Raw genomic sequence first — 26,493 nt, 5'->3', positions numbered from 1 at the left:
TCATAAGGTTAAGCATTATCTATCTCTCTTTTAGTTTCTTATGGTTCAGCGAATAACGATCGACGCGAACCAACTTCGAGAGAACTGCCTATTGCTTGGGTCTGATCAAACGCACTATTTACGCCGGGTGCTGCGGCTAGGTGCAGGCGATCGCTTTGTTGCTCAAGACGGTAAAGGAAAGCAGTGGCTGGCGGTACTAAGCGATCAGATAGGTCAAGCACATATCGTAGAAACTATTTCTCCTACAGCTCGTTCAAGCTACGGTCCGCTACGCTTGGCTGCGGCCTTGCCTAAGGGCAACAGTTTTGATCAGGTAGTGCGCCAGGCAACAGAGCTAGGAGTCACGCATATCTATCCGCTGCTCAGCGATCGCACCTTGCTCAAACCTAGCCCTAGTCGATTGACCCGCTGGCATCGCATTGCCCATGAGGCATCTGAACAAAGCGAGCGGGCGATCGCACCAGAAATCTTCTCTCCTGCCAACTTTCAACAGTTTGTTGTTCAATCCAATTGGCAAGGAATGCGATATATTTGTGCGACTAGGCAGAACAGTTCTCATCTTCTATCGAGAATTCAGCTTGATTTAGTATCAGCAGATCCACCCGACGTTACTTTGCTCATTGGCCCAGAAGGTGGATGGACATCTGCGGAAATTACGGTTGCCACCGAAAACGGCTATAAGATTGTCTCTTTGGGCTCAGGAATTTTACGGGCAGTTACCGCCTCTGTGACCGCACTATCTCTAGTCGCCGCAGCCAGAGAACTATTGGTATAGCTGGATTTCATCGTATAAGCTCGGATGGCCAAACCGATTTCGCTTGTTTAAGCTTCTAGTATCCAGCGGCACATAGGAATTTTCTTTTGGGCAGAGGATTAAGAGCTATCTCGAAGTCACACTCACTACATCTAAAATGGCAAAATCATCGGACCCTGTTTTTTCTGGTTTTCACGCTCTGTCTGAGCCAATTCGTATCCAAGTAATCGAGCTTTTGCAAGAGCGAGAGTTTTGTGTCGGCGATATGTGCGATCGCCTCAACATCGCCCAATCCAAACTCTCTTTTCATCTCAAGACTCTAAAAGAAGCTGGACTAGTCAACGCTCGGCAGCAGGGGCGGTGGATGTACTATAGCCTCAATACTGACAGATTTCACATTCTTGAGGGCTACCTCAGCAGCTACGGTCATTGATCAAGGCTTGCTGCCGGCTTTGCAATCGGATGGTGTAGCTATAGGAGTAAGCTAGAATAGCGGGTCAAGCGACCAACAACTATAGCCCTGTGCTTAATCTTGTAGCTCTAGCATATATATGTTCCCGCGCATCTTAGTTAAAAAAGACGAGATGCGCGGGCTTTTGTTGATAGTTGCTGTTCCTTAGTTTGTTAGCTCCAGGATGTCAGAGGTCACCGCTAGGCTCTCCTCAAACAGCACATCTTCGCCCCAGCTCTGTAGCTGCTGCTCTAGTAAAAGATCTGAGCGCTGGTCAGAAAGCGATGTCACCTCTTCTACCAGGCTGCTCTGCGCGCTACCACCAGACTCCATCCGCATACAGCCTGCTGTTTCAGAACACAAAATAGTGTTGCAGTTGGCATCGTGGTTAGTCGATTCTAGACGGACACCTGTTAGATCTCCTAAGACCTCGCCCGGATTGGCCACTGGAATCGCCGCTAGCTCCGCTTGAATCTCGCGACCGCTCTCACTTTTGAAGCGAATACGCTTTAGGTCGTAATCGCCTCCTTCGTTCTCGTACGCAACCGGCTGCCAATCTAACCTACTTGCCAGCCAGCCCAAGAACATAAGCGCCTGTGCCGGATTACCCCTTTCATAATCAATTCCCACACGATCAACTTCTGTAAGTGCCATGCGTCGCTCCGGTGGGTCAAACGCTTCCGCCGTCAGCTCCTGCCAAGGGGCTAGCCGATACCAATTTAGATCAGCAATATTCGTCTGTTCGTTCACCAGGCTCTGAATTTTCAAAATTTCAGACTCTGCATCACCGTAATAGCTCGAATCCAATATCAAACAACTGCTAGTAATCGCTAGTTTTTGAAACAGAATTTGTTCAGGATTTGGCGTTGCCTTCCACCAAATAAATTTAGGGAGATCTGATACCACCAAAGACTCTACTAGATCGCTCACCCGCTCCAAGGCTTCTTTAGTGCCCCGTAAAGTAATGTACTCACAGCAAACCAGATTGCTACTCTGGCTTTTTTGAACTGGGCAGTAGGCTGAGACTTGAGCGCTAACGCCCTCATCATCACCAAAGGTAGGACATAGCGTAATCACTCGACAGGGATTTTGGGCTGCTAGCGAGTTGAAGCTGTAGCCGCGAACATCGTCGTTTTTGAACTGTAGCCGTTCCTCGGGCAATTGACGAACTTCTGATCTAAGTCTTGCTAGGGTTTCGGTATCGACTCGCCCGCTCATTCGCAAATCGAAGTCTTTTTGTGCCGCTAGGATCGCTTCTCTAGTATCAGCGCCGTGAGAGCCGTCAATTTCACCATCATAGTAACCCAGCGTCGCTAGCAGCTGCTGAATCTCATCTGGCTCATACACTACTAATGTGAAAGTCGTGGCTCTAGTGGCAACTGGCGCAGAGCCGCCATCGTCCTGAACCCGCCAGATATTACGTAGCTCTGTTTCAATCTCATCAAGGGAGATGTCCTTAGGTTTCTGTAGCGCTAGAAGAGAAGTTGCCATTAGTCTTTTAAGAAGTGGTTGTGTTAGGAATAGTCTCGTACTTAGGTCTCTAGAAATAGGTCTCTAGAATAGCGATTATAGAAAAGGAGTGGTTTTAGAAAGAACTCTTCAATCTATTTAAGGCTAGAGCCTTCTCCAGCGGCGGTTACTCTTGTTCAATAGCAGCTCTGCTTCAATCGGTCCCCAGGTGCCAGCTTCATACAGGGCAATACTATCGGGTGGGGCTGGGGCATCCCACACTTCCAATAGCGGTGTCAGCACTCTCCAGGATTGTTCTACTTCGTCCCCACGAGTAAACAGCGTTTGATCGCCTAGCATTGCATCCACGAGTAAGCGGCTATAGGCATCCGTACTGGGCTTACCGAAGGCTGCATCATACCGGAAGTCCATATCTACAGAGCGCGTTCTTAAAGAAGAACCAGGCGTCTTCACTTCAAATCGCATCGCTACCCCTTCGTTGGGCTGAATCCTCAGCGCTAAGATATTGGTATTCATTTGTTTGGCAGCCGACTGAAACATCAGATGAGGAACTGTCTTGAAGTGAATAGAAATCTCTGAGACTTTCTTAGGCAGACGCTTACCCGTACGCAAGTAAAAAGGAACACCCTGCCAGCGCCAGTTATCAACCCGCAGCTCCAGGGCAGCAAATGTGTGGTTCGTAGACTCTTCAGGCGCACCCTCTTCGCTGCGATAGCCAGGAACCTCTTCCCCTTTCATCCAGCCAGAAGAATATTGCCCTCGAATCGCGCACTGCGATAGGTCGGCGTCATTGGCTAGCCTAGTTGCCTGCAGCACTTTCACTTTTTCGTTGCGAATGCTGACTGCATCGAGTGAATTTGGGGTTTCCATTGCGGTCAGACAGAAGAGCTGCATGAGGTGATTTTGCACCATATCGCGAATCGCACCTGCTGTTTCATAGTAGCCAGCTCGTCCTTCTAGCCCGACAGTTTCTGCAACCGTGATCTGAACGTGATCGACAAACTGACGGTTCCACAAGGGTTCAAAAATAGCGTTGGCAAAGCGGAAAACCAATAGATTTTGTACAGTCTCTTTGCCGAGGTAGTGATCGATCCGATAGATCTGCTCTTCTTTGCAGACGCTACGCACCTTGTAGTTGAGCGACTGGGCAGAGGCAAGATCTCGGCCAAAGGGTTTCTCAATGACGAGTCTCTGCTTATTAGGGTCATCTAGCATGCCCGCGTGGCCTAGCTGCTGCGCGGCTTCTGCAAAGAACCGAGGAGCCACAGATAAATAGAAAGTACGATTACCCTGAGTTTGTCTCTTCTCATCTAGCTCTGCTAGAAACTGCTTCAGTCTTTGATAGTCTTCTGGCTTGTCGATATTGCCAGGGCAATAGAATAACCCTTGAGCAAATTTATCCCAGGTTGCTTGGTTACTACCATCAAGGCCACCACCGAACTCTCGCACGCCTTCTTCCATGTGCTCTCTGAAAAATTCATGGCTCCACTCACGTCTGGCGACGCCGACAATGGTCAGTTCAGGGGGTAGGCGGCGCTCTAGCCTCATCTGAAAGAGAGCCGGGACAAGCTTTCGCTGGGTGAGATCGCCCGAAGCACCGAAGATAGTCAGGATCTGAGGAGCAGGAATTTTATCGTGTTGAAGGCCGACGCGAAGAGGGTTTTCGAGGAGAGAGACCATAGTGAACTAAGAAGAGATAAAAGAGTTGTGGGTAAAAGAGAGGTTGTCAGGAATTTGGTACTAGGCGACGCTACTAGGAACAGGTGGGCGCTCTATTTTACGCTCTTGAATGAAAGATTCTACTAGCTGTACGTCTTCTTGACTGCCGATGATTAGCGGTGTGCGCTTGTGCAGTTCATTTGGTACAAAATCTAGAACCGCTTGCTCACCAGTTGTGGCCTTTCCGCCAGCTTGTTCGGCCAGGAAAGCTAAAGGCGCAGATTCGTAGAGCAGTCTGAGTTTACCTTGCGGATTTTTGATGGTACCAGGGTAAAGGAACACACCCCCCTGCATCAGGATACGGTGGAAATCACCTACAAGCGCACCGCTATAGCGACCGCTGTAGCCTTCATGTCGATGCATGTAACGGATGTAGTCGCGGTAGGGATCATCCCACTGCCAAAAGTTCCCTTCGTTGACGCTGTAGTTAGACCCGTGCTGAGGAATCTGAATATTCTCGCTGGCTAGAATGAACTCCCCGAGGCTGGGATCGAGGGTGAAGGCATGTACGCCTTTGCCAATAGAGTAGACCAGTACAGTGCTAGGTCCATAGAGGATGTAACCTGCGGCGATTTGGTCGCGGCCATGGGTCAGCAAGTCGCTACCGGTTTGATCCAGATCGTCTCCGATCTGACGGCGCACGGCGAAGATAGAGCCAACGTTGAGGTTGATATCTACATTTGAAGAACCATCAATCGGGTCGTAGAGCAGCGTGTAGCGACCGATGGGGCAGTTCTCAGGCATGTAGTAAATATCTTCCATCTCTTCAGAAACCAGTCGGCAAACCAGACCGCTTTGCTGAAAAACCGAAACAAAGACATCGTTGGCATACACGTCCATTTTTTTGACGGATTCACCTTGCACGTTTGTACGACCCGTGAAGCCTAAAGCATCTTCTACTAGTCCGGCGCGGGTGAGCCTACGGGCAACGAGCTTGCCGGCGAAGGCAATTCGATTCATCAAAGCGCTAAGATCCTGCGCGTCTGGGCCAAAGCTTTGGAGCTGCTGCAATACGTGTTGGGATAGCGTCATGCTGTCTCGCCCGATTGCACCGTCCACGGTCGGCTGATAAGTCTGTGCGTTTGTCATCAAAACATCCTCTTTCGTCTTCAGCCAAATATACAAGCCTATTTAAGTAGGCTTTCCCGCTTACATACTAAGAAAACAAAATGGGTTCAGAATCAACCTTTAGATCAACTATAGAAAGCGTCTTTAATAGATATTTTTCTTTACAGAAATGCTCATAAACTCATTAATCTCTAAGATTACACGCAATTTTTCTGTGCATTGAGATACATGGCTAAAGACAGTTCATTGCTTTTTGCCTGATGTCGTGTTGTTGTGGATAGAGTCAATTGCTGCATAGCATGGCCTAAAATAGTCATTGGTCTATATAGAATTGAGCTATATAGATATTTGCTAGAATCCAAGATAGTGAATGCGAAGGCGCTTATGACCCTGACGATCGTGGCTGAGCCTACTCCTTTAAGTACTAGTAAAGATGGTGTGATTCTTGTCGGAAATACTCGCGTTACATTAGATACTGTAGTCGCTGTCTTCAAGCAAGGCACGACGGCAGAGGAGATTGTTTGTCGGTATCCATCGCTGAAGCTAGCTGATGTCTATGCCACAATTGCCTTTTACTTGAATCACCAGCTAGAAGTAGAAGCCTATTTGCAACAGCGGCAGCAGCAATCGACGGAGATTCGAGCAATGAATCAAGCGCGGTTTGACCCACAGGGATTACGTGATCGCTTACTTGCTCGCAAAACGCAGCAAGAAATATGCTGAGCTTTCTCGCTGATGAGAACTTTGACAATACGATTATTCGAGGCTTACTTCGCCGTAACTCGATACTAGATATCGTTCGCGTACAAGATGTTGGCCTATCGGGTAAGGATGATCCAACCATCTTAGAGTGGGCAGCACAGGAAGGGCGCATCTTGTTAACACATGATGTCACTACGATCACTCGCTATGCCTACGACAGAGTCAAGGCCCGTCAGACTATGCCAGGAGTAATCGAAGTCAGCACAAATGCTCTGGTTGGGCGGGTCATTGAAGATATTCTCATATTTGTAGAGTGTAGTAAGGAGGGAGAGATAGAAGATCAAATCCAGTATCTCCCGTGGTGAAGCACGGCGAAGGCGTAAAAATGAAGTTGAATATTCGTCTATATGCAAAGTGCAAAGATAAAATTCAGGCAACAATTCTGCAAAGAAACCTTTTGAGCAAGCTTTTAGAGTACAAATCCTGCGTAGGAACTGCTTCTACTCAATATTGGAAAATTCCTAAATACTTTAGTTTTGAGTTTTATATCTCGGAAGATGTGCAGTCGGTTTATAGTACTTTGGTTTCCCAACCGCAGGCTGGTTGGACTCAGGTTAATTCAAATTGCTCGGTATGGAACCATTCTGGCGAATTGATCTTCCTCATGCCTGAAATTCGGTGGGCGGAGGTTGAATTAATTTAGAATCATACCAGCGAAGTCTTCGAGTCATGTATGCCTCACTTATTGGATGACATTTTTGGATAAGAAGCTTTTCATGGCAAGTTTTTTATGATCGAATCCGAGCTTTCTGATACTCTTCTGAGGCAAAGACTGAGGAACCGATTTATTGAGCTTCTTGATGCATTCGCTAACAAAGGAACTGTTGAAGCAATCGGAACTGATGAACTTATCGAGATGTGGTATGACTACACGGATGAAGATAGTTTTGATTTCTATGATGAGCCAGTGTTCAGCGCTGAAGAGCTGTAGGCGATCAAGCGCTTTCACAACTTTCTAGAAAGTGTCTATCAAGAAATTCCAAGCACTTGGAGACTCGATGACCTCAAGGAGTGTAAAGAGTGGTTAGCTTTGGTTACCACAGCTAGCAGAGAAATAGCAGTTTTTCGGAGACGAGGTCTTTCGGATAAAGAAAAAATCGTCTAGCAAATGTGTGGGCTGGCCATTACGCTCTTTGTCTGCTGTTGAATGTCGGCAAGGCTATGATTCTTGTCTAAGATATTTTGGTTTCCAGCCAGGAATAGATTTTTGCGGAGTCCGGGTAAAAACGAGGCAGTCAGGGTCTACATCTTTGGTGAGCACTGAGCCTGCGCCAATGGTAACGTCTTCGCCGATGGTGATGGGGGCAACTAGGCAGCTGTTAGCGCCGGTTTTGGCGCGATCGCCCACCACCGTTTTATGCTTATTTTTGCCGTCGTAGTTCACCGTGATCGTTCCCGCTCCTACGTTCACCTGACTCCCTAGCTCAGCATCACCAATATAAGAGAGATGTGCAGCGTTGCTATTAGCCCCTACAGTCGATTTCTTCACCTCAACAAAGTTGCCAATTCGACAATTCTCTCCAATTTGGGCTTGCCCACGCAGGTGAGCAAACGGCCCAACTCTGCCACCCGGCCTTATTTCACTGTCAGTTACAACAGAATGAAGAACTGTTGTATTTTTACCAATAGTGCTGTCTTCGATCAGGCTGCCCGGTCCAATTCGACAGCCTGTTCTAATCACGGAATGTCCCCGCAAGTTAGTTTGCGGCTCAATAATTACATCCGGCTCTACAGTGACTGTGGCGTCGATAGTGATGCTCTCAGGATTAATTAACGTGACTCCCGAGAGTAACAGCTCGTCTTTGATGCGCTTTTGCATTACCGCTTCTGCTTCTGCCATCTGCTTGCGGTTGTTGATACCTGCAATCTCTGAAGGCGAGGCATCAACCGCCATCACAGGAGAGAGGTCTTTGATCACGTCAGTGAGATAGTACTCTTGCTGGTCATTGTCTGCCTTGAGATGCGGCAAGATAGTCATCAGCGCTGACCAGCTAAAGCAGTAGATACCTGCGTTGATGCGATTATTTTCTCTTTGATCATCTGTACAGTCTCGATGTTCAATAATCTCTTGAACGATGAGGCTATCGTCACAGAACACTCTGCCATAGCCCGTTGGATCTGCTATCTGCGCGGTCAAGATAGTCGCTGCGTTTCCACGTTCTATATGGGTCTCAACCATATTTTTAATGGTTTCTGGCTTTAGCAGGGGCACGTCGCCATTGAGCACCAGCAAGTTCCCTGTGAAGCCTTCTAAAGACGGGATCACCTGCTGCACGGCGTGACCTGTGCCTAGCTGCTCGGTTTGCATGGCAAATTCCAGATTGGGAACAGCGGCTAAGGTCGTCTTCACTTGCTCGGCGGCGTAGCCCACAATCGCGATCTTACGGGTAGGGTTTACTAGGCTAGTGCTGGCGATGACGTTTTCTACTAGCGTCAGGCCGCTAAGACGGTGCAGCACTTTGGGCAGGGACGAGCGCATTCGGGTGCCTTTGCCTGCCGCTAGAATTGCGATCGCAAGTGAATCAGTCATATTTCCCTTCTTACGTTTCCTCTAGTAGTTAGCGCCAGTCATTAAAGTCAGCAATCAAAGCCAGTAACCAAGGCCGGTCATCAAAGACAGTTAACCCGTCACTACAGCGATACAGTCAATTTCTACCAGCACATCTTTTGGCAATCTAGCCACTTCCACGCAGGCTCTTGCAGGGCCAGTCTCACTATCAAAGTGCTTGGCGTAGACTTCGTTCATGGCCGCAAAGTCGTTCATATCTTTCAGGAACACGGTTGTCTTGACCACCTGAGAAAAATCTGAATTCGCGGCTTCAACAACAGCGGCTAGATTTTGTAGAGATTTTTCGGTTTGCTCTCCAACTGTCGATCCCACTAGCCCGCCAGTTTTGGCATCTAACGGAATTTGGCCAGCTACGAAGAGCATAGCGCCAGTAGCTACGATGCCTTGGTTGTAAGGCCCGACAGGGGCAGGCGCTCGGTCTGTCTGAATGATTTTTCGCACGGTTTTTTGCACTTTTGGGGTCAGCCAACTAATAGGGTTAATGGAGCCAGCTCGGTTAGATAAGAATCCTCGATTAGGCCAGAATCACGGAACAATTCTATAGGGTTGAGCGCTACTTGGCGCTAAATTCGATCCGCATAAAAATCGAGTGGGCTAACGTCCAAATCTCTCTGTTCAAGTCGTCTCTATTCATGTCTCTAGATCGTTAGAGGCACTCTGCAATCTAGGCCGATGGCCATAGTGACGGTAGCGCCAGTAGTCTTGCAGAATTTTGCCGTGATCGAAGCATAATTCTGACGGTACTTCCCAGGGGCTGACAACCGTCAAGCTTTTAGCATCGTCTTGGGCGGTCGGCTGGCCTGTAGCAGTCGCGATGAAGACAATGCTGAGTGTGTGCTGACGTTCGTCTCTGGCCGGGTCGGAATATACCTGAAACTGCTCAATTAGCGTGACGGATAGATCGGTTTCTTCTTTAGCCTCTCTCCTAGCGGCAGTTTCTACTGACTCGCCGTAGTCTACAAATCCACCCGGTAGCGCCCACCCGTAAGGTTCATTCAGCCGTTCAATTAGCAAAATAGGACGATGAGGACGATCGACCATTTCGATGATCAAATCGACCGTAGGCGCAGGATTTCTGTAGGCCATAACCGCAGTGGTAAGAACAGTTGCATAGGGATTCAAGCATTCTCTCATCCTTCCTTCACAGTTATTTCAAAAAGCAGAGTTTCGCTGATATCTACCCGTGATAGAGTCTGAGCAATCCTTACAAACTACCTAATGTCTTTTCCCAGAGCTAGCGGCATTTTGCTACATCCTACCTCGCTCCCAGGCCGATTTGGGATTGGGGATCTAGGCCGACATGCGTATGAATTTGTTGACTTTCTAGAGGCGACTCAGCAGACGCTGTGGCAGATCCTACCGCTAGGGCCTACAGGTCATGGGAATTCGCCTTACATGTCTTATTCAGCGATGGCGGGAAATCCCATGCTGATTAGCTTAGACAGGGTGCAAGAGGAAGGACTGCTGCATACCGATGAGCTGATGCCGTCTCAGTTTTTCCCGATTGATAGGGTGGATTATGACCAAGTCAGTGCTTTCAAGCTATCGCTACTGTGGAAGGCGGCGGAGCGCTTTAAGCAGGCCGCTAGTGAGGAGACGAAGGCAGCATTCAGCCGGTTTAGGGTAGAGCAGGCTAGCTGGCTAGATGACTATGCGCTGTTCATGGCTCTCAAGGGGTCTAACGGTGGAGTGCCATGGTCTGAGTGGAATGATGCTGTAGCAGGTCGCGATGCTGATGCGCTCAACCGAGCCCGCGTCGATCTGGCGACCGATATCTTCTTTCACGAATATATGCAGTTCGAGTTTTATCGGCAGTGGTGCGCGATCAAAACCTACGCTAACCAGCGCGGTATTCAGATTGTAGGTGACATGCCTATCTACGTCGCGCATGACAGCGCTGATGTGTGGGCCTATCCCCAAAAGTTCATGATAGATCCAGAGACACGGCAGCCCTCTCAGATGGCCGGGGTGCCGCCAGATTACTTTAGTGAGACAGGTCAGCTCTGGGGCAACCCTACTTACAACTGGGAAGTGATGCAGGCGGATGGCTTTGACTGGTGGATGCGGCGAATTCAGTCGCTACTAGGCTTTGTCGATTTGATTCGGATCGATCACTTCAGAGGGTTTGAAGCATTTTGGGCCGTACCTGAAGGACAAGATACGGCAATGCACGGTGAATGGGTTAAAGCGCCAGGAATAGAGTTTTTTGAAAAGGTAGAAGCGGACTTGGGTCAACTGCCTTTTTTGGCAGAAGATTTGGGATTGATTGATGAGGCGGTCGAGGCGTTGCGCGATCGCTTTGATTTTCCAGGCATGAAGATCCTTCAATTTGCCTTTGGCTCCGACCATCTCAATCCCTACTTGCCATACAACGTCAGTCAAAACTCTCTGATTTATACAGGCACTCATGACAACGACACTACCGTCGGCTGGTACGAAAAAGCCGGCGACTTTGAGAAACAAAGAATAGCGACTTATCTAGGCGCTTTCGATCCGATCTCGGTTCACTGGGGCATTATTCGCTTGGCCATGAGCTCGGTTGCGAATCAGGCAATTGTGCCCATGCAAGATATCCTGGGCTTAGGTTCTCAGGCTCGAATGAATACGCCTGGTGTCGGTGAAGGTAACTGGGGCTGGCGTTATTCAGAAGCAATGCTCACGCCCACGCTCAAGACGTATTTGAAAGATCTCACTGAGCTTTACGGACGAGCTCGCGACCAGCCTTCGGCTTAAGTCTTCTTTGCTGTTTGGGTGGTACTGCTTTCGTGGCGTTATCTTTATGGAGCTGGCTTGATGGTTAGAAAGACCGGATCACCCGAACCAGAAAACCGAACCTTTAAACCGGATGGGCTTTGCTACGCTGAGCTTGAAGAAAGTTTAGTGAGCAAGAGAGCAAAATTCGTATGGCAGCAACTGACTTTAAAGACTACTACGCCATTTTAGGGGTTAGTAAAACAGCAGAGGCTGCCGAAATTAAGCGTTCGTTTCGCAAGCTGGCGAGAAAGTACCACCCGGATGTCAACCCAGACAATAAGGCAGCTGAAGCCAAGTTCAAGGAAGTCAGCGAAGCCTACGAGGTACTTTCGGATTCGGACAAGCGTAAGAAATACGACCAGTTTGGACAGTATTGGCAGCAGGCTAGCCGAGCGGGGGGCGGCGTTCCAGGGGGCGGTGTTCCTGGCGGTGCGGGCGGATTTGACTTTGGCTCGTATGGTAGTTTTGAAGAATTTATTTTTGAGCTGCTAGGTCGTAAAAGCGGCTTTGGTGGAGCAGGTGGCCCTGGCGGTGCGCGGACACAGACGCGCTATCAGGCGAGGCCCGGTACTGGTGGCTTTGGCAGTGCAGGCTTTGATACTAGTGGCTTTGGCAGCAGTGGCTTTGGCTTTGATCCTAGGACAGCCAGCGGCGCTTCATCTAGCCGAGGACTGTATGACCAAACCGCCGAGCTAAAGCTAACGATGTCTGAGGCATTTCACGGTGTGGAAAAGCGGTTTAGCATTGGTAGCGAGTCGGTAAAGGTTCGAATTCCGGCGGGTGTGAAGCCAGGTAGTAAGATCCGGCTAAAAGGGAAAGGGGCAAGAAATCCCCAGACGCAGCAGCGTGGAGATGTCTATCTAACCGTTGAGATTGCATCCCATAGCTTTTTTCAGTTCGACGGTGATAATCTAGTGTGTGAAGTGCCGATTGCGCCCGATGAAGCCGTTCTAGGGGCTAAGGTGGAAGTGCCAACGCCAGACGGTGCCGTTACAGTGAGCATCCCAGCTGGGGTGAAATCAGGTCAGTCTCTACGGCTGCGCGGCAAGGGATGGCCGAAGAAAAAAGGTGCTAGCCGCAGTGATCAGCTAGTCAAAGTAGTGATCACGCCTTCTAAAGAATTGAGTGAGAAAGAAAGATCTTTGTATGAGCAGATCAAAGACAGCCGCCAAAGCGATCCTAGAGCAGAAATCTCTAATATAAAACTGTAAGTATTAAATCGTAGAGGCATCGGTTTCTGGTGCAGCTTCAATCCTTCCGCATTCGCATTGCTCTACTTTCTGTCGCGCTAGCAGGTAGCGCGCTGATTGGCTTCACTTTTGTGGCTTGGCGGTTGATCTATGTGGCCAAGATCGGCAGCTTGAGCGCCAAACTCAGAGAACAGCTGCAGCAGATGACGGTGGTGCGATCGCCTGACTGGTTTCAAAGCTTTAGCCAAGAGCTGCCCAGTGAAATTGAAACGCAGAGCGGCACATCTATTATTTTGCTAGCCACCGATTCGCAGGGTAATACGCAGCACTATTCTGTCAGAGGTGCCCAGTTGGGTGATGAACCCTTGGACACAGACGAGCTGGTAAAGACGGTGGGTGGCAGGCTGGCTGACGACATCGCCGCAGCCGTAGCAGCAGGAGCTGCTACCTTTCGCAGCAGCAGTGCCAAAACCGTGCTGACAAGTAATACCGCTACAGGTAGCTGGCGAGTAGGCGTTGTGCATTCTGAAGCGGGTAGAGGTGTCATTGCCGTCAGTCTACAAACGATTGATCAAGACATGACCGTTATTCGCAATATTTTTCTGGTGGCGATTCCAGGAACAACGCTGTTGATTGCGATTGGCGCTTGGGTGCTCTCGGGTAGCGCTCTGAAGCCAGTCAACAAGCTCACTGGTGCTATCAAGCAGGTGACGGCAACCGGGCTAGATCAGCAAGTTCCGGTAGGCAGCAGCGATGTGGAATTTGTTGAGTTAATCGAAGTATTCAACCAAATGCTGACTCGCTTAGCCCGTAGCTTTAAGCAGTCTTCTCGCTTTAGTGGTGATGCGGCGCATGAGCTGAAAACGCCTCTGGCAATTCTGCGAGGTGAGCTAGAGCGGGTGATGCAGCAGGCTGAGCCTGGATCTGATCTGCAGCAGAGCTTAAGCCAGCTAATGGATGAGGTGTCACGGCTAAGTACGATCGTAAGAAAGCTGTTGCTGCTGTCATTAGCGGACGCTGGGCAGATGAGTCTGCGTCAGAACCGGGTAGAAATCGGCAAGATTTTGACCTTGCTGCTAGAGGATGTGGAATTGCTAGCGCCCGATTTGCTAGTGAAAGTGGATCTAATAACAGAACTGAATGTGCAGGGCGATCGCGACCTACTCACCCAGGTGCTGCAAAATTTGATTGACAATGCGATCAAATACAATCTTCCAGAAGGTACAGCCAACCGATGGCTGGCGATCACAGGCAAAGAAATAGGAAAGAGAATCGAGATTAACGTGGCCAATTCATCTAGGGGCATTCCTGATGAAGATCGCGATCGCATCTTTGATCGATTCTATCGCGGCGATCTTTCTCGCAACCGCAAAAGAGAAGGCTTTGGTCTAGGGCTAAGCCTGGCTAGAGAAATTGCGAGAGCGCACAAAGGCGATCTGTATCTAGATAGCACTCAACCCGGCTTCGTAGCTTTTACACTGGTGTTGCCAACCCAATCTTGAGCTGCCGCTATGACTTCATCCTCGCTGACTAGTTCGGCTGCCGCTACCGAGACGGCTGATAGTGCAATCGGCGATGAAACAGTCTATAAGCGCGAACCGCAGCCTTGGCATGGGGCCTTCGCCAAGCCCGCCAAAGAGTTTCCACCGACTGATTTAGAAGTTCTAGCTGGTCGGATTCCTGAAGGACTGCAAGGAACGTTCTATCAAAACGGTACCGGGCGATTAGAACGAGGTGGACAGCCCGTGGGCCACTGGTTTGATGGCGATGGCGCAATTTTACGAGTGCAGCTCTCAGCGGCTGGGGCAAAGGCCACTTACCGCTACGTGCAAACAACGGGATACAAAGCAGAGAGCAAAGCAGATCGGTTTTTATTTGGCAATTATGGGATGCGATCGCCCGGCCCTTTGTGGAAGCACATGTTGGGCTTGTTCAACGGCACCACCATCAAAAATTCAGCCAACACATCTGTTCTCGCTTTAGAAGACAAACTGCTAGCGCTGTGGGAGGCGGGTAATCCTCACAGCCTAGATCTAGAGACGCTAGAAACTATCGGCATGGAGTCTTTAGGCTGGTTGAAGCCCACTCAGCCCTTCTCTGCTCACCCTTTACGAGATCCAATCAGCGGTGAAATTTATAGTATCGGCGTGAATTCTCTGTGTGAGCTATCGATTTATCGATGTGACGCTAGCGGCGGGCTGATCAAGCAGCAGGCGATCGCGCTCAAAAACATCCCGTTAGTCCACAGCTTTGTCATCGCCGGACCGTATCTAGTGTTTCTGGTTTCACCGGTAAAAGTGAACCCGCTGCCGCTGCTGTTGAACCAGCTCGCCTATGCCGACGCAGTGAAATGGGACCCAAACCAAGGAACGCGCATTATCGTTGTAGCGCGCGAGAGCTTAGAAATTGTTTCTGATAGCTACGCTGATCCGTGGTTTCAGTGGCACTATGGCAACGGCTGCACAGAAGCAGACGGCAGCATTCGCCTAGACTATGCTCGGTTTGACGACTTTACCCATATCAACGAAGTCCTAAGAGAAGTGCCCTCTGGGCGGATGAAAACCCAGGCATACGGCAGGCTTTGGCAGCTTCGGCTAGATCCAAAGACGGGCCGCGTATTGAGCCATGAGTGCGTGGTAGAGCGAGACTGTGAATTTCCTCAAGTGCCCGATAGCAAGGTGGGCCAGCCGTGGGAGCAAACCTACGTGCTGATGCACCGTGAAGGCGTCAAAACTGGCGAAGACTGGTTCGGCGCGGTAGGTCGATTTGACTATAAAACGCAGCAGCTAACCCAGGCAGATCTAGGCACTGGTATTTACGGCAGCGAACCGCTACATGTTGCAGACGGGCAAACAGCAGAGAATGCTTCAGAAGGCTGGCTTTTGATGGTGGTCTACAACTCAGTAGATAGCCGCAGCGAGCTGTGGATTTTTGAGGCTAAGGGGCTCGGTGAACCCGTCTGTCGCTTGGCTCTACCAGGTGTAATTCCAATTGGATTTCATGGCACTTGGCAATCGTCTTAGGCGGTCAGGCTTCTAACCTAAGATTATGACTTCAGCCAAGTGAGAAACGCTATAGAAGCTATGTTCAAAGACAGAACTTGCTCCTGTCGAGTCACAGAACTGTCGAAGATCTTATAAAAATCTCAAAAGTCGGCCCAAAAATTGTCTTAGTATAAGGTCGAAGTTGCGTTCTGGCAGCCTAGCTGTCGGCAAAAAATTAGTGAAATACCAGCCAATCGAAGACTACGGCCTGATCGGTAACATGCGGACTACTGCGTTAATTGGGCTAAATGGATCGATCGACTGGTTCTGTCATCCTCGCCACGATTCTCCTAGCATCTTCGGCTCTATTTTGGATGCTGAAAAGGGAGGCCATTTCAAAATTGAGTCGCTAGTAGAAAACGATCACCACAAACAGTTTTACTACCCTGAGACCAATATCTTAGTTACTCGCTTTCTCTGTGACTGCGGCGTAGGAGAAGTGGTTGATTTTATGCCGCTTGGCAATTCTCATATGCGTAACTGGATCATTCGTCAGGTCCGCACTGTTCGCCGAGAAATCACCTTCAGGGCCGAATGCTATCCGGCCTTTGACTATGGCCGCGCTACGCACCAGACTAAGGAAATTGATAACGGGATGACTTTTGTCTGCGATCGCAACCCCTGCAAAGACACTCGTCCGCTCGATCCCAACGATGATTCTGATGAAGTCGAATGTCAGTACTTTGAGCTGATTACCGACGTCCCCCTTCAAAAGAACGATAAAGGGGCTTTTGCCGAATTTACTCTCAAAGAAGGTGAAAACGCCGTCTTCATTTTTCGCCCCGCTGGGCAAGCAGCCTCAAGCGAGCAGTTCGACGACCTTGAGCAGACTGCTGAAACCTTCTTTCATGAAACGACAGATTACTGGAGAAACTGGCTATCTCAGTGCGTTTACACCGGACGCTGGAGACGCCGAGTAGAGCGTTCGGCGCTGGCACTAAAGCTATTGACCTACGAGCCTACCGGCGCAATAGTCGCCGCCCCTACCACCAGCCTGCCAGAACAGATTGGCGGTGAGCGCAACTGGGACTATCGCTACACCTGGATTCGCGACGCCGCCTTTACGGTATATGCCCTGATTCGAATTGGATTCACAGAAGAAGCAAGAGCCTTCATGGGCTGGCTAGAGGCTCGCTGTCAGGAGCTAGGAGAGGGCGGTAGTCTGAAAATTATGTACCGCATAGATGGTGAGCTGGACCTCGAAGAAGAACACCTAGACCATCTAGAAGGATACAAAGGGTCTGGTCCTGTACGTATCGGCAACGGTGCCTACGATCAGCTACAGCTAGATATCTGTGGCGAGCTGATGGATTCTGTCTATCTCTACAACAAGTATGGAGAATTTATCTCTTATTCTTTTTGGACGCATCTGCGCTATTTGACTAACTGGGTTTGCGACAACTGGCAGCGCCAGGATCAAGGCGTCTGGGAGTCGAGAGGCGGTGCGAAAGATCATGTCTATTCTCGTTTGATGTGCTGGGTCGCGGTTGATCGGGCGCTGCGCCTTGCAGAAGAGCGATCTTTCCCTGCCGATCGCTCGCGCTGGCAAACCGTGAGAGATGAAATCTTTGAAGAGATCCTAGAAAAAGGTTGGGATGAAGAACGAGGCGCTTTTGTCCAAGCCTATGGTGAAAAAGACCTAGACGCAGGCTGCTTAATTATGCCGCTGGTGTTCTTCATGTCGGCTAGCGATCCAAAGATGCTGAGCACCATCGAAGCAGTGAGAAAGCCACCAAGAGAAGGTGGTTTGACCGCAAACAGCCTGGTATATCGCTATAATCCGCTAAATTCTGACGGTGAATCGAGCGACGGACTAGAAGGCGAAGAAGGCACCTTCAACCTCTGTACTTTCTGGTTGGTAGAAGCCCTAACCCGAGCTGGCTCTGCTAATCCCGTCTTGCTGAACGAAGCTAGAAGAATCTTTGAAGAGATGCTTACCTATGCGAACCATGTAGGACTATATGCCGAAGAAACTGGCACTAGCGGAGAAGGTCTCGGTAACTTTCCGCAAGCCTTCACCCACATTGCGCTGATCAGCGCCGCCTGGAACCTTAGTGAAGCACTAGGGCAATAGGCACGGCGTCCAGCCAGAAATGTATTTGATGAGAGTGCAGACCTAATCAACATCCTTAATTGAAAATTTGTCGCAGTCTAAAAGCCAAGGCGATAGATTCAGATTGCTGTCGGTGGCGTACTCATCGCCGGATAGAACATCTTCAGATAGCTACGGAAAGTAACGATAAAACTCCCTCCTATGCAAAACTCTAAACAGCTCTACCCCCTGCTCTGTAGTTTCAATACCTATCCGATAACTACCTACGCGCAGGCGATATCGATTGGTTGTCCCACTTAATGCCTTGATGCTGGGCAGTTCCTCAAGCGATTGCGCTTTTGGTATAGTCTCAAAGGCTAGTTTATAGACAAGTTTGTAAACTGGCTGCCTTTTCAGCTTTTGCAGATCCTTTAGGAAAAGCTTTCTATACGCAACTTTCAATCGCTGCCTTGCTCCAAAAAGGCCACCGCTTCCTCTATACCCAACAAGGGTGTTTCAGCGGCTTCGTCCATAGCTTTGCCTAAACAGTAGTCCTCAAGACCTTCAGCAACGTCTTCTACTGAACTAGCAGCATCAGGGAAAATTTTCACCCAAAGGTCAATCGGGATAACCACAGCCCTCAGCTTGCCTTCTGAGTCTCTTGTGTACTCAATAGTATTGCTGACCATCTTTTCTAGCTCTAAAAGTTAACTTGTGACTTAATATAGCTGCGACTCTATCACAGACATCAATACTCTCTAGAATCGATGATCAATCCACGAGCAGATTGGGCGGCGGCTTCTCGGGTGGGGTGGACTTCGCCATCGTCTAGAACTGTAAAATCTGGGGTGAAAACCCAGCAGCGATAGCCGAGTTCCGTGCGGGCGATCGCAATTACCCAATCAGGCTGGGTCAAGATATCGACGAGTTGACAGTATTGCATAGTTAAACGGATGCCTAAATTGATGTCGCGCAGGTCGCCGCGAATAGAAGCTAGTACCTAGAACCTGTCTGTACCCAGAACCTGTCTACAAGAACCTATCTGTAGAAGCCCAATGTCAGAAACCCGATCTCTAGGTCTCTACGCTAAGCTCAACATCCCATCAGCATCTCAAGATCAGCGCTTGACTGCCTCAATTTCCTCCCTGGGTTCATCTCGAATTTATCTATAGATTGACTCTATGCGATAAAGATGTAGATTACGTTAGGCTTAGACACCTTCGAGCGGCACAGCCGTCACCCACCGATATATATTTCAGAGATATATGTTTTAGAGATGTCAATTTAGTTCAGGTGTACTAAAATTAGTATAACGAATTTCACCTAAATTAAGTTCACATCTGGCTAACTTCACAAGCCTTCTAACTTTTTTAACTTCAATCAAAACAACTCTGCGGAACTCCTTATGGCTGCTAACGCCTCTTCTGAAAAGCAAAAAGCCCTAACTTCTGTGCTTAGCCAAATTGAGCGCAACTTTGGTAAGGGCTCCATCATGCGGTTGGGCGAAGCTAGCCGTATGCAGGTAGAGACCATTCCCACTGGCGCACTGACTCTAGATATGGCGTTGGGCGGTGGCCTGCCCAAGGGCCGAGTAATTGAGATATATGGCCCGGAGAGTTCGGGTAAGACGACGCTGGCTTTGCATGCGATCGCCGAAATTCAGCGTCAGGGTGGGGTAGCGGCCTTTGTCGATGCAGAACATGCTCTCGATCCGTACTATGCAGCTAATCTAGGCGTCGATGTCGAAAATCTGCTGATCTCTCAGCCCGATACCGGCGAAATGGGCCTAGAAATTTGCGATCAGCTTGTGCGCTCTTCAGCAGTTGATCTAATCGTTGTCGATTCGGTTGCAGCCCTCACTCCTCGCGCCGAAATCGAAGGTGAAATGGGCGACTCGCATATGGGTCTTCAGGCCCGGTTGATGAGTCAGGCACTGCGAAAAATTACTGGCAACATTGGCAAATCGAAATGCACCGTTATCTTTCTCAACCAGCTCCGTCTAAAGATCGGCGTCACCTACGGCAACCCAGAGACTACCACGGGTGGTAATGCGCTCAAGTTCTATGCCTCCGTGCGTTTAGACATTCGCCGAATTCAAACGCTGAAGAAAGGCAACGATCAATTTGGTATCCGCGTAAAGGTAAAAGTTGCCAAAAACAAGGTAGCACCGCCTTTTCGCATTGCTGAGTTCGATATTATCTTTGGCGAAGGTATTTCTATTCTGGGCTGCTTGCTAGATATTGCTGAAGAGCATGAGATTGTAGTGCGTAAAGGTGCCTGGTACAGCTACGAAGGCAATAACGTAGCCCAAGGCCGCGACAATACCATTATTCGGATGAAGGAAGATCCTGAGTTTGCAGCCAAGGTGAAAGCGCAGGTGATGGAGAAGATTAAGCCAGAAGCTATTCCCATCGAGCCCGAGGTAGAGAGCGTGGTTGTACCACCGAAAGAAGTCGATGTCGCTGCCGAGGCGACTGAGGCTGAAACGGAAGCCGTGAAGGCTACTAAAACGAGAAGCAGCCGCAGCAAAGCAAAGAAGTAACCTGGCGAAGAAGTAACTTTATAGATACCCGTAGAAGGCAATGGGTTCACATAGCAAAGCGCGGAAAGCTATAGTACGTAGAATTACACACCGCTGCGTTGAGGTTAGTTTGGTGATAGCTCTGCCTAGGCGCAGCTAACCTATGGATGAGGTAGCCATCTTGCTATCAAGAATTATTGCTGATAAAGAAGCTGTAAGTCATCTCTAAAGTGATATTGATGACTAGGCAAGCCTATTCTCGTACGCATTTCTACTGAGTAGGGTGGGAACAGTTGTTCTCCCCTTACTATCCATGCGTTTGATGGCTTCTAGTGTTCTTGCCCTACTGATCTGGAGCGGGGTTTCTTCGGCCAGTCGAGCGCAGACCCAGAATCAGGCCCAGCTTCAATCTGTTTATCAACTATTTCAGCAGGGGACTGCCGCAGCGGTGTTTGACGCTAGGCGAGCTGAATCGATCTGGCGAGAGATGGTTCAGCAGGTGCCCGACAATTCGGCTGGCTATTACTATCTAGGTTTGGCGCTAGCAGAGCAGGGTCGGTTTGCAGAGGCAGAAACGGCCTATCGGCAATCGATTCAGCTAAATCAAAGAAATGCGATCGCCCACTACAATCTAGCCACCGCTCTAGGTGCCCAGGCCAAACACAGCGAGGCGGACACTATCCTACGTGCCGCCGTCGATCTGTATCTATACGATGCAGCCGCCTACTGCGACCTGTCGAACACATTGCAATCACAGTATCAGTTCGAGGCTTCTATGGAAGCGGCTGCCACAGCGCTGACCATCGATCCAGACTATGCGTTTGCCAAAAAGCTGGGTTTGGGTTCTATCTGCACCCTACATCGGTTTGATCATACAGTTGGCCTATTGCAAGCAGCAGCCCAGCTTGAACCGAATCATCCCGAATGGCACTATCGATTAGGCGCGGCTCTAGACCGGCAGGAGCGCTGGGAAGAGGCGATCACCGCTTACCAGTCTGCCATTCGACTAGACAGTAATTACGCTGATGCCTATCGAAGAATGGGCAGTGCTCTTACCAAACTAGGACAGCAGTCGGCAGCAGAATCAGCCTATCAAGCAGCGGCTAGGATAGAAACGCCTGCAGCTGCCAACTAACTATTAGAAATAACCAATAGAACTAACTATTAATCAGATGACTTTCGCCGCGCAAGATCAGCTAAGGCAAGTCGAATCTGCTCAATCCGACGACGATTGACGCCTAGATCCGATTCACCCATGCGTGCAGCCGCCCGGACTTGAATCACGTTCTCATCTGCTGGAAAGTAGAATTCAGTGTCGTCAACAAAGCCCATCAGTCGGCTTTCAGATTGTGCCAAAATATAACGCTCTGTTTCCTCAATGATTTTGGTTCGAGGAACCACGCTGAGGATATCGACGATGTTTGCCTTTGCAGTTTCTAAGTCACCTGTGTAGGTGATAGGTGCGATCGCATGTTCTTCATCCACGCTCTGGCTCATCACACAGTTTGGCGTCGTCGGACAGTCTGCTAGCTGGCCATTGGTGATCCCTATATCGCTGGGGCGATCGCCTGTAAAGACGCCTTTTAAGCCGGGCAATACGGCCACATCAGAGAACGCTGCCGCCTGCGTAACCATCGGACTGCCTAGAACCATCAGTATCGATAAGGCAATTGTAAAAAAAGTAGACAAAACAAAACTCACGATAACTGCGTACTCCTTAAGATAGGGTATGTGTTCAATTGCAAGACTATAAATTCTCTTGCGCGTATTCTGCTATACGTTTGCAAATAAGCGTACGGATGAGGTTATGGGGTTAGAAAAACAGCTTTTAGCACTGCCGTGGATTGACTTACCCGATTCTCTAGAGACCCTAGGAAACCTGGCTGTTCAGCTACAGCGGCTGATCACAGTAGCCATATCCCATCCTATCTGGGCTGTGATTACTCTCTTGCTGAGCATCGGTTTGATTCAACTAGCCGCTGACCTGGTCAAAAGAACTATCCAAGCTAGCCTACGCTTTATCTTGACGCTGCCGCTAATGCTCAGTCAGCGCCTGTGGAAACAGATCACCACCAACCCTGAAACCAAGCAGGCCCAAATCAATCAATTGCTCAATCGCCTAGAAACCTTACGCCAAGAGCAAGATCAGGTAATTGCAGAATTAAAGCCGTTGTTGTCTTCATCGCCAGCACCGACTGCTTCGCCCCTGCCGCTTGACGAATCAAACTCTTCCCAAGTCCCCGCATCTCCAACTCCCTAGTGCGACCATTCTCGATCTATCTTTCTGCTTGATGGCGGTTTGCTGAAAGGCGTCTTGCTGAAAGGCGGTTACAAATCTACCCTACGCTCCCGCCTGTACTGTTCGCTGCAATGTCAAATCTACTGCCTCACCCGACACTGGCTGAATCACCTGCGTTTTCAGTCCCTTAGCAGCTAGTAGCGATCGCACCTCATCTACCCCACCCGCAGCTTTGATTGCCCCTGCGATCAGACCGTCGTAAGTCACCTTTCCCGCCTCGGCTGTTGGCAGCATTACTTGGGGCCGCAACAGCTCAGCGAGCTGCAAGGCGACCTCTCCACCTCGAACGACAGGCGCTAGTCCCATTAGTGTGATGTTGGCCATAGGCGCGATCGCGACATCAACTTGGCCTAACTCTTTCAGATGCTTAGTGTCAGGGTAGCCATGGGGCTCGTAATATAGCGTTCTGTCTGAATCAGCTTCGTCTGTATGAGCACCGTTTGAGCTAGAGCCATTTGTTGAGCTAGACGCATTCGCCTTGAAAGTCAGTACGTAGGCATTCTCTTTTTTATTCATACCGACAATCGCGCCTATGAAAGTCTGAACCTTCACCGTTCCATCAGACAATGCGGCTGACTCTCCATGAGTGAGGGTAGTGACCTGTCTGAATCCTAGCGACTCGGCAACAGCGGCACCATCAGGCGAGGCCATCACAGGAATTGACTTGTCTAGCTGCTTGAGCGTTGGAGGATGGGCATGGTCAGCTAAACCTTGTGACAGCAAGATCAAATCGATCTCGCCCGGTATCGGCGGCGGATCGGTCTTGATACCGCGCACTAGCCACGGCAAATCACCAAAAGTTAAATCGTCTACAAACCAAGGATCTATTAGAACTCGTTTACCAGCCGCTTCGATCAGCCAAGTGTTTGCATCGAACCAAGTTAGCTTCATAAATTTCTATAGGACGTGAGCGCAACCCTTTTAGTGTGACTAATTTTGATGAGAGCCGTCTAGCTTCTTTAGGTAGCTTTTGCGAATTATTTTTTGTATCAGCGCGGATTTGTCAATAAGTACCTATACCGACTGACGAGGTAGCTTTAGATACATGGATAAATTCTGTCTATTTGCCACGAGCTGGGGATCAGAGAATTTTCCATCGTTAAAAATATATTGAAAGGTAGAGAGAACGCATATCTTGAGAAGGTTTTGACTGTCTTTTCTTTTACTTATGGGTTTGTAGCAAGACATACAAAAAACTAAAAGTGTCAACCAGTTGACTCCGCGATCCCCGTATACTTTTTGAGTTGTAAAGAAAAGAAAAGCTGATCGTATTTTTGTAACAGCGCTGTGCAAACAGACGTTGCTCAACCATTCATGCGCCAGAAGCTACGAACCAGAAACATCAGAAACACCCGAATTTTCAGCAGCAGCGCTCGCCGGGGAATCACAGTCACGCCGCTAAAAGGAGTTCTTCTAACGCTGCTGTGTGTTGGCATTCCGACAGTATCTCTAGGTGCTGTCTGTCTGTCTCTCGCTAAGAACAATCTAAAACTGAACGAAGAGAATCAGGAACTAGATAAGATCGCCTCTGAAGTCAAAGCAGAAGTAGATTCGCTCGGTGAGGAAATTGAAGACTTGCGAGAGTGGGCAGGCGCTGAGTCAGAGTCAGCTGCTCAGAGCCTTAGTAGAAGCAATGCAGACCGAGTTAGTCAGGAAGATTTGCCACCTAGAGGCGGTCCGGCTTTGGCGATTGATTCGCTTGAGCTATTGAAGAGCGTACGTCAGCAGGTTCCTACACTTGACCGAACGCTGGACTCTCAAATTAAGCCTGCCGTGGAAGAGGCGATCGCCAAAGAAGCAGCCTATCCCAGTGGCATACCTGTTTTGGGCAAGGTGGACATTTCCTCTGAATATGGGGTCCGTAGTAACCCCTTCGGCGGCGGTGGCTATGAGATGCACGAGGGCATAGACTTTGTGGGTTCTGTCGGCGCGGAAATTGTGGCAACGGGCGACGGGGTCGTTACCCTCTCAGGTCATAATGGCGGCTATGGCATTGTCGTAACTATCGATCATGGGAATGGCTACGAGAGTTTGTATGCTCATATGTCGAAAGCAGATGTCGAGATCGGTCAGTCCATCCGTCGAGGAGAGGTGATTGGCTATATCGGTAGCACGGGCCGCTCCTCTGGGCCACATCTACACTACAGCCTCTATAAAGATGAACAGCCGATCAATCCGCGCCAGCTCTTGAAACTAGCCGATTAATGACTGACTAGGACAGCGCTATGTCTAAAGATTAGGCGCTGGCGCTGTCCTGATGCGATCGCCCGGCTGCTGTTCTCTTAATACGGTAGGATCGAAATTGATTTTTCAGCGGCTGTGCGGCGATCGCACCCACCTAGTAGCGGCTTATGGGCAACTCTTTCGGACAGCTTTTTCGGATTACAACGTTTGGCGAATCCCATGGAGGCGGGGTAGGGGTGACCATTGATGGCTGCCCGCCGCTGCTAGAAATTTCGGCTGAAGAAATTCAAAAAGATCTCGATCGGCGGCGTCCAGGGCAAAGCCGGATCACGACACCTAGAAAAGAAACAGATACCTGCGAGATTTTATCTGGCGTATTTGAAGGCAAGACAACGGGCACGCCAATTTCAATCTTGGTGCGAAATAAAGATGCCAGGTCGCAAGATTATGACGAGATGGCGAAAAAGTATCGGCCATCGCATGCAGATGCCACCTACGACGCGAAGTATGGTATTCGCAACTGGCAAGGGGGGGGCAGATCTTCAGCTAGGGAAACGATTGGCCGAGTAGCCGCAGGTGCGATCGCCCGCAAAATCCTCAAGCAGGCCGCCGGGGTAGAAATTATTGGCTACGTTAAGCGCATTCAAGACATCGAAGCCCCGCTCGATCCGAACACAGTTACTTTAGAGCAGGTAGAAAGCAACATCGTTCGCTGCCCGAATCAGGATGTCGCTGAGCAAATGATTGAGCGAATCGATCAGATTCGCAAAGAAGGAGATTCTATCGGCGGCGTGGTTGAATGTGTGGCTCGCCAGGTGCCAAAAGGGCTAGGCGAACCTGTCTTTGATAAGCTCACTGCCGATCTAGCGAAAGCGGCAATGTCTTTACCCGCGACCAAAGGCTTTGAAATGGGCTCTGGGTTTGCTGGCACTTTTTTAACCGGTAGTCAGCACAACGATGAAATGTATCGCGGCGAAGACGGCACTTTTCGCACCCGCACGAACAGGGCAGGCGGCACCCAAGGTGGTATCTCCAACGGTGAGAATATTGTGCTGCGCGTTGCCTTTAAGCCCACAGCCACCATTCGCAAAGAACAAAAAACCGTAGACAATGCGGGACAAGAAACGACGCTAGCTGGCAAAGGGCGACATGATCCTTGCGTGCTGCCTAGAGCAGTTCCTATGGTAGAAGCGATGGTAGCGCTAGTTTTGTGCGATCATCTAATGCGACAGCAGGCGCAGTGCGGTACGCTATAAGGCCTTTGGGTAATTCGCCTGAGTAATTCGCTAAGTAGACTTAGACGTAGGATCAGACACGGAGTCAGACGCAAGTGAGTCAGACGCAAGTGAGTCAGACATAAGTGAGCTAGATGCCAGTAGACCAGACAGTTGGTAGACAAGCGTGGGAAGCAGGCAGTCTTTGGCAAAAGCTGAAGGCACAGACTCAGCATGGTCTAGATACGGGGGCGCTACAGTCGATTGAAACAGATGCCGAGTATATAGAAGAAAAGAGCATTCGTTTTTTGGTACGGGTGCTGGCAAATCTATCTCGAAAAGAGAAAGCTCGAAAACAGCAAGGGAAGACGACGCCCGCCAATCCATTTTTACCGTACGAACAGGATTTGTATGTAACCGATATTTCCGCAACGCATGTTTGTTTGTTGAACAAATTTAACG

27 protein-coding genes and 1 pseudogene are annotated in these 26,493 nt (G+C 49.5%); 17 read left to right on the top strand and 11 right to left on the bottom strand.

What is annotated here, in order from left to right; all coding sequences use genetic code 11:
* Positions 1-40: 40 nt before the first annotated feature.
* Together IQ256_RS12240 and IQ256_RS12235 are read left to right on the top strand one after the other, a co-directional pair.
* On the top strand, positions 41-775 hold the full coding sequence (locus IQ256_RS12240; protein ID WP_193855831.1) for a 16S rRNA (uracil(1498)-N(3))-methyltransferase: 735 nt from the start codon (positions 41-43) through the stop codon (positions 773-775).
* A 136-nt stretch (positions 776-911) separates the two neighbouring features.
* Complete coding sequence (locus IQ256_RS12235; protein WP_193855830.1) at positions 912-1,187, top strand: metalloregulator ArsR/SmtB family transcription factor; 276 nt, start codon at positions 912-914, stop codon at positions 1,185-1,187.
* Positions 1,188-1,370: 183 nt separating this feature from the next.
* Here IQ256_RS12235 and opcA read toward each other — a convergent pair whose 3' ends face one another.
* The 3 genes from opcA to fbp all read right to left on the bottom strand — a co-directional run bounded on the left by opcA (position 1,371) and on the right by fbp (position 5,483).
* Positions 1,371-2,696: a glucose-6-phosphate dehydrogenase assembly protein OpcA gene (gene opcA, locus IQ256_RS12230; RefSeq protein ID WP_193855829.1), complete on the bottom strand. Its 1,326-nt coding sequence runs from the start codon at positions 2,694-2,696 to the stop codon at positions 1,371-1,373.
* Between the two features lie 123 nt (positions 2,697-2,819).
* The gene (gene zwf, locus IQ256_RS12225) at positions 2,820-4,355 is read right to left on the bottom strand and encodes a glucose-6-phosphate dehydrogenase (protein ID WP_193855828.1); all 1,536 of its coding nucleotides are present in this window, start codon (positions 4,353-4,355) and stop codon (positions 2,820-2,822) included.
* 60 nt (positions 4,356-4,415) lie between these two features.
* Positions 4,416-5,483 carry a class 1 fructose-bisphosphatase gene (gene fbp / locus IQ256_RS12220; protein ID WP_193855827.1) on the bottom strand — a complete coding sequence of 356 codons (1,068 nt, stop codon included), beginning with the start codon at positions 5,481-5,483 and terminating at the stop codon, positions 4,416-4,418.
* Positions 5,484-5,846: 363 nt separating this feature from the next.
* Here fbp and IQ256_RS12215 point away from each other — a divergent pair, with 363 nt between their 5' ends.
* The 4 genes from IQ256_RS12215 to IQ256_RS12200 all read left to right on the top strand — a co-directional run bounded on the left by IQ256_RS12215 (position 5,847) and on the right by IQ256_RS12200 (position 7,155).
* Positions 5,847-6,185, top strand: coding sequence for a DUF433 domain-containing protein (locus IQ256_RS12215; RefSeq protein ID WP_193855826.1), 339 nt, complete (start codon positions 5,847-5,849; stop codon positions 6,183-6,185).
* Positions 6,179-6,529, top strand: a complete 351-nt coding sequence (locus tag IQ256_RS12210; protein WP_193855825.1) for a DUF5615 family PIN-like protein — start codon at positions 6,179-6,181, stop codon at positions 6,527-6,529. The genes IQ256_RS12215 and IQ256_RS12210 overlap by 7 nt, the downstream gene beginning before the upstream one ends.
* A complete protein-coding gene (locus IQ256_RS12205) occupies positions 6,523-6,867 on the top strand; it encodes a hypothetical protein (RefSeq protein WP_193855824.1) in 345 nt (114 codons plus the stop codon). The genes IQ256_RS12210 and IQ256_RS12205 overlap by 7 nt, the downstream gene beginning before the upstream one ends.
* Positions 6,868-6,954: 87 nt before the next feature.
* Positions 6,955-7,155: a hypothetical protein gene (locus tag IQ256_RS12200; protein ID WP_193855823.1), complete on the top strand. Its 201-nt coding sequence runs from the start codon at positions 6,955-6,957 to the stop codon at positions 7,153-7,155.
* A 228-nt stretch (positions 7,156-7,383) separates the two neighbouring features.
* On the opposite strand, the gene glmU is transcribed toward IQ256_RS12200, so the two are convergent.
* From glmU to IQ256_RS12185, 3 genes are all read right to left on the bottom strand, one after another.
* Positions 7,384-8,754, bottom strand: a complete 1,371-nt coding sequence (gene glmU, locus IQ256_RS12195) for a bifunctional UDP-N-acetylglucosamine diphosphorylase/glucosamine-1-phosphate N-acetyltransferase GlmU (RefSeq protein WP_193855822.1) — start codon at positions 8,752-8,754, stop codon at positions 7,384-7,386.
* A gap of 90 nt (positions 8,755-8,844) precedes the next feature.
* Entirely contained in the window at positions 8,845-9,234 is a 390-nt protein-coding gene (locus IQ256_RS12190) for a RidA family protein (RefSeq protein WP_193855821.1), read from the bottom strand.
* A 189-nt stretch (positions 9,235-9,423) separates the two neighbouring features.
* Positions 9,424-9,927 carry an NUDIX domain-containing protein gene (locus tag IQ256_RS12185; protein ID WP_370623426.1) on the bottom strand — a complete coding sequence of 168 codons (504 nt, stop codon included), beginning with the start codon at positions 9,925-9,927 and terminating at the stop codon, positions 9,424-9,426.
* 84 nt (positions 9,928-10,011) lie between these two features.
* Here IQ256_RS12185 and malQ point away from each other — a divergent pair, with 84 nt between their 5' ends.
* From malQ to IQ256_RS12160, 5 genes are all read left to right on the top strand, one after another.
* On the top strand, positions 10,012-11,526 hold the full coding sequence (malQ, locus tag IQ256_RS12180; RefSeq protein ID WP_193855819.1) for a 4-alpha-glucanotransferase: 1,515 nt from the start codon (positions 10,012-10,014) through the stop codon (positions 11,524-11,526).
* Between the two features lie 170 nt (positions 11,527-11,696).
* Entirely contained in the window at positions 11,697-12,758 is a 1,062-nt protein-coding gene (locus IQ256_RS12175; protein WP_193855818.1) for a DnaJ C-terminal domain-containing protein, read from the top strand.
* 29 nt (positions 12,759-12,787) lie between these two features.
* Complete coding sequence (locus IQ256_RS12170; protein ID WP_193855817.1) at positions 12,788-14,239, top strand: ATP-binding protein; 1,452 nt, start codon at positions 12,788-12,790, stop codon at positions 14,237-14,239.
* Positions 14,240-14,248: 9 nt separating this feature from the next.
* Entirely contained in the window at positions 14,249-15,760 is a 1,512-nt protein-coding gene (locus IQ256_RS12165) for a carotenoid oxygenase family protein (protein ID WP_193855816.1), read from the top strand.
* A 199-nt stretch (positions 15,761-15,959) separates the two neighbouring features.
* Positions 15,960-17,855: a glycoside hydrolase family 15 protein gene (locus IQ256_RS12160; protein WP_193855815.1), complete on the top strand. Its 1,896-nt coding sequence runs from the start codon at positions 15,960-15,962 to the stop codon at positions 17,853-17,855.
* Positions 17,856-18,005: 150 nt separating this feature from the next.
* Here IQ256_RS12160 and IQ256_RS12155 read toward each other — a convergent pair whose 3' ends face one another.
* From IQ256_RS12155 to IQ256_RS12145, 3 genes are read right to left on the bottom strand one after another with little or no spacing between them, the layout of a single operon-like run.
* A complete protein-coding gene (locus tag IQ256_RS12155) occupies positions 18,006-18,275 on the bottom strand; it encodes a type II toxin-antitoxin system RelE/ParE family toxin (RefSeq protein WP_193855814.1) in 270 nt (89 codons plus the stop codon).
* Positions 18,272-18,502 carry a hypothetical protein gene (locus IQ256_RS12150; protein WP_193855813.1) on the bottom strand — a complete coding sequence of 77 codons (231 nt, stop codon included), beginning with the start codon at positions 18,500-18,502 and terminating at the stop codon, positions 18,272-18,274. Before IQ256_RS12150 ends, IQ256_RS12155 begins: the two co-directional genes overlap by 4 nt.
* Positions 18,503-18,561: 59 nt before the next feature.
* The gene (locus IQ256_RS12145) at positions 18,562-18,756 is read right to left on the bottom strand and encodes a hypothetical protein (protein WP_193855812.1); all 195 of its coding nucleotides are present in this window, start codon (positions 18,754-18,756) and stop codon (positions 18,562-18,564) included.
* A gap of 462 nt (positions 18,757-19,218) precedes the next feature.
* On the opposite strand from IQ256_RS12145, the gene recA reads away from it, so the two are divergent.
* Both recA and IQ256_RS12135 read left to right on the top strand, forming a co-directional pair.
* Positions 19,219-20,355: a recombinase RecA gene (gene recA, locus IQ256_RS12140; protein WP_193855811.1), complete on the top strand. Its 1,137-nt coding sequence runs from the start codon at positions 19,219-19,221 to the stop codon at positions 20,353-20,355.
* Positions 20,356-20,656: 301 nt separating this feature from the next.
* Positions 20,657-21,469, top strand: a complete 813-nt coding sequence (locus IQ256_RS12135) for a tetratricopeptide repeat protein (protein ID WP_193855810.1) — start codon at positions 20,657-20,659, stop codon at positions 21,467-21,469.
* A gap of 29 nt (positions 21,470-21,498) precedes the next feature.
* Here the strand turns inward: IQ256_RS12135 and IQ256_RS12130 are convergent, their stop codons facing one another.
* On the bottom strand, positions 21,499-21,987 hold the full coding sequence (locus tag IQ256_RS12130) for a DUF1499 domain-containing protein (RefSeq protein WP_228024816.1): 489 nt from the start codon (positions 21,985-21,987) through the stop codon (positions 21,499-21,501).
* 154 nt (positions 21,988-22,141) lie between these two features.
* Between IQ256_RS12130 and IQ256_RS12125 the strand changes: the two genes are divergently transcribed.
* Entirely contained in the window at positions 22,142-22,594 is a 453-nt protein-coding gene (locus tag IQ256_RS12125; RefSeq protein WP_193855809.1) for a hypothetical protein, read from the top strand.
* 81 nt (positions 22,595-22,675) lie between these two features.
* Here the strand turns inward: IQ256_RS12125 and IQ256_RS12120 are convergent, their stop codons facing one another.
* Entirely contained in the window at positions 22,676-23,524 is an 849-nt protein-coding gene (locus tag IQ256_RS12120; RefSeq protein ID WP_193855808.1) for an MBL fold metallo-hydrolase, read from the bottom strand.
* 396 nt (positions 23,525-23,920) lie between these two features.
* On the opposite strand from IQ256_RS12120, the gene IQ256_RS30390 reads away from it, so the two are divergent.
* The 3 genes and pseudogenes from IQ256_RS30390 to IQ256_RS12105 all read left to right on the top strand — a co-directional run.
* Positions 23,921-24,838, top strand: a complete 918-nt coding sequence (locus IQ256_RS30390; RefSeq protein WP_193855807.1) for a M23 family metallopeptidase — start codon at positions 23,921-23,923, stop codon at positions 24,836-24,838.
* Between the two features lie 146 nt (positions 24,839-24,984).
* Complete coding sequence (gene aroC, locus IQ256_RS12110) at positions 24,985-26,073, top strand: chorismate synthase (protein ID WP_193855806.1); 1,089 nt, start codon at positions 24,985-24,987, stop codon at positions 26,071-26,073.
* 113 nt (positions 26,074-26,186) lie between these two features.
* Positions 26,187-26,493: pseudogene (locus IQ256_RS12105) on the top strand (phosphorylase); the annotation flags it as partial.

The sequence above is a fragment of the cf. Phormidesmis sp. LEGE 11477 genome (assembly GCF_015207105.1).
Lineage (GTDB): Bacteria > Cyanobacteriota > Cyanobacteriia > Phormidesmidales > Phormidesmidaceae > Phormidesmis.
Note: the sequence above shows the minus strand (reverse complement) of the source record. Positions and strands in the feature narration are given on the sequence as shown.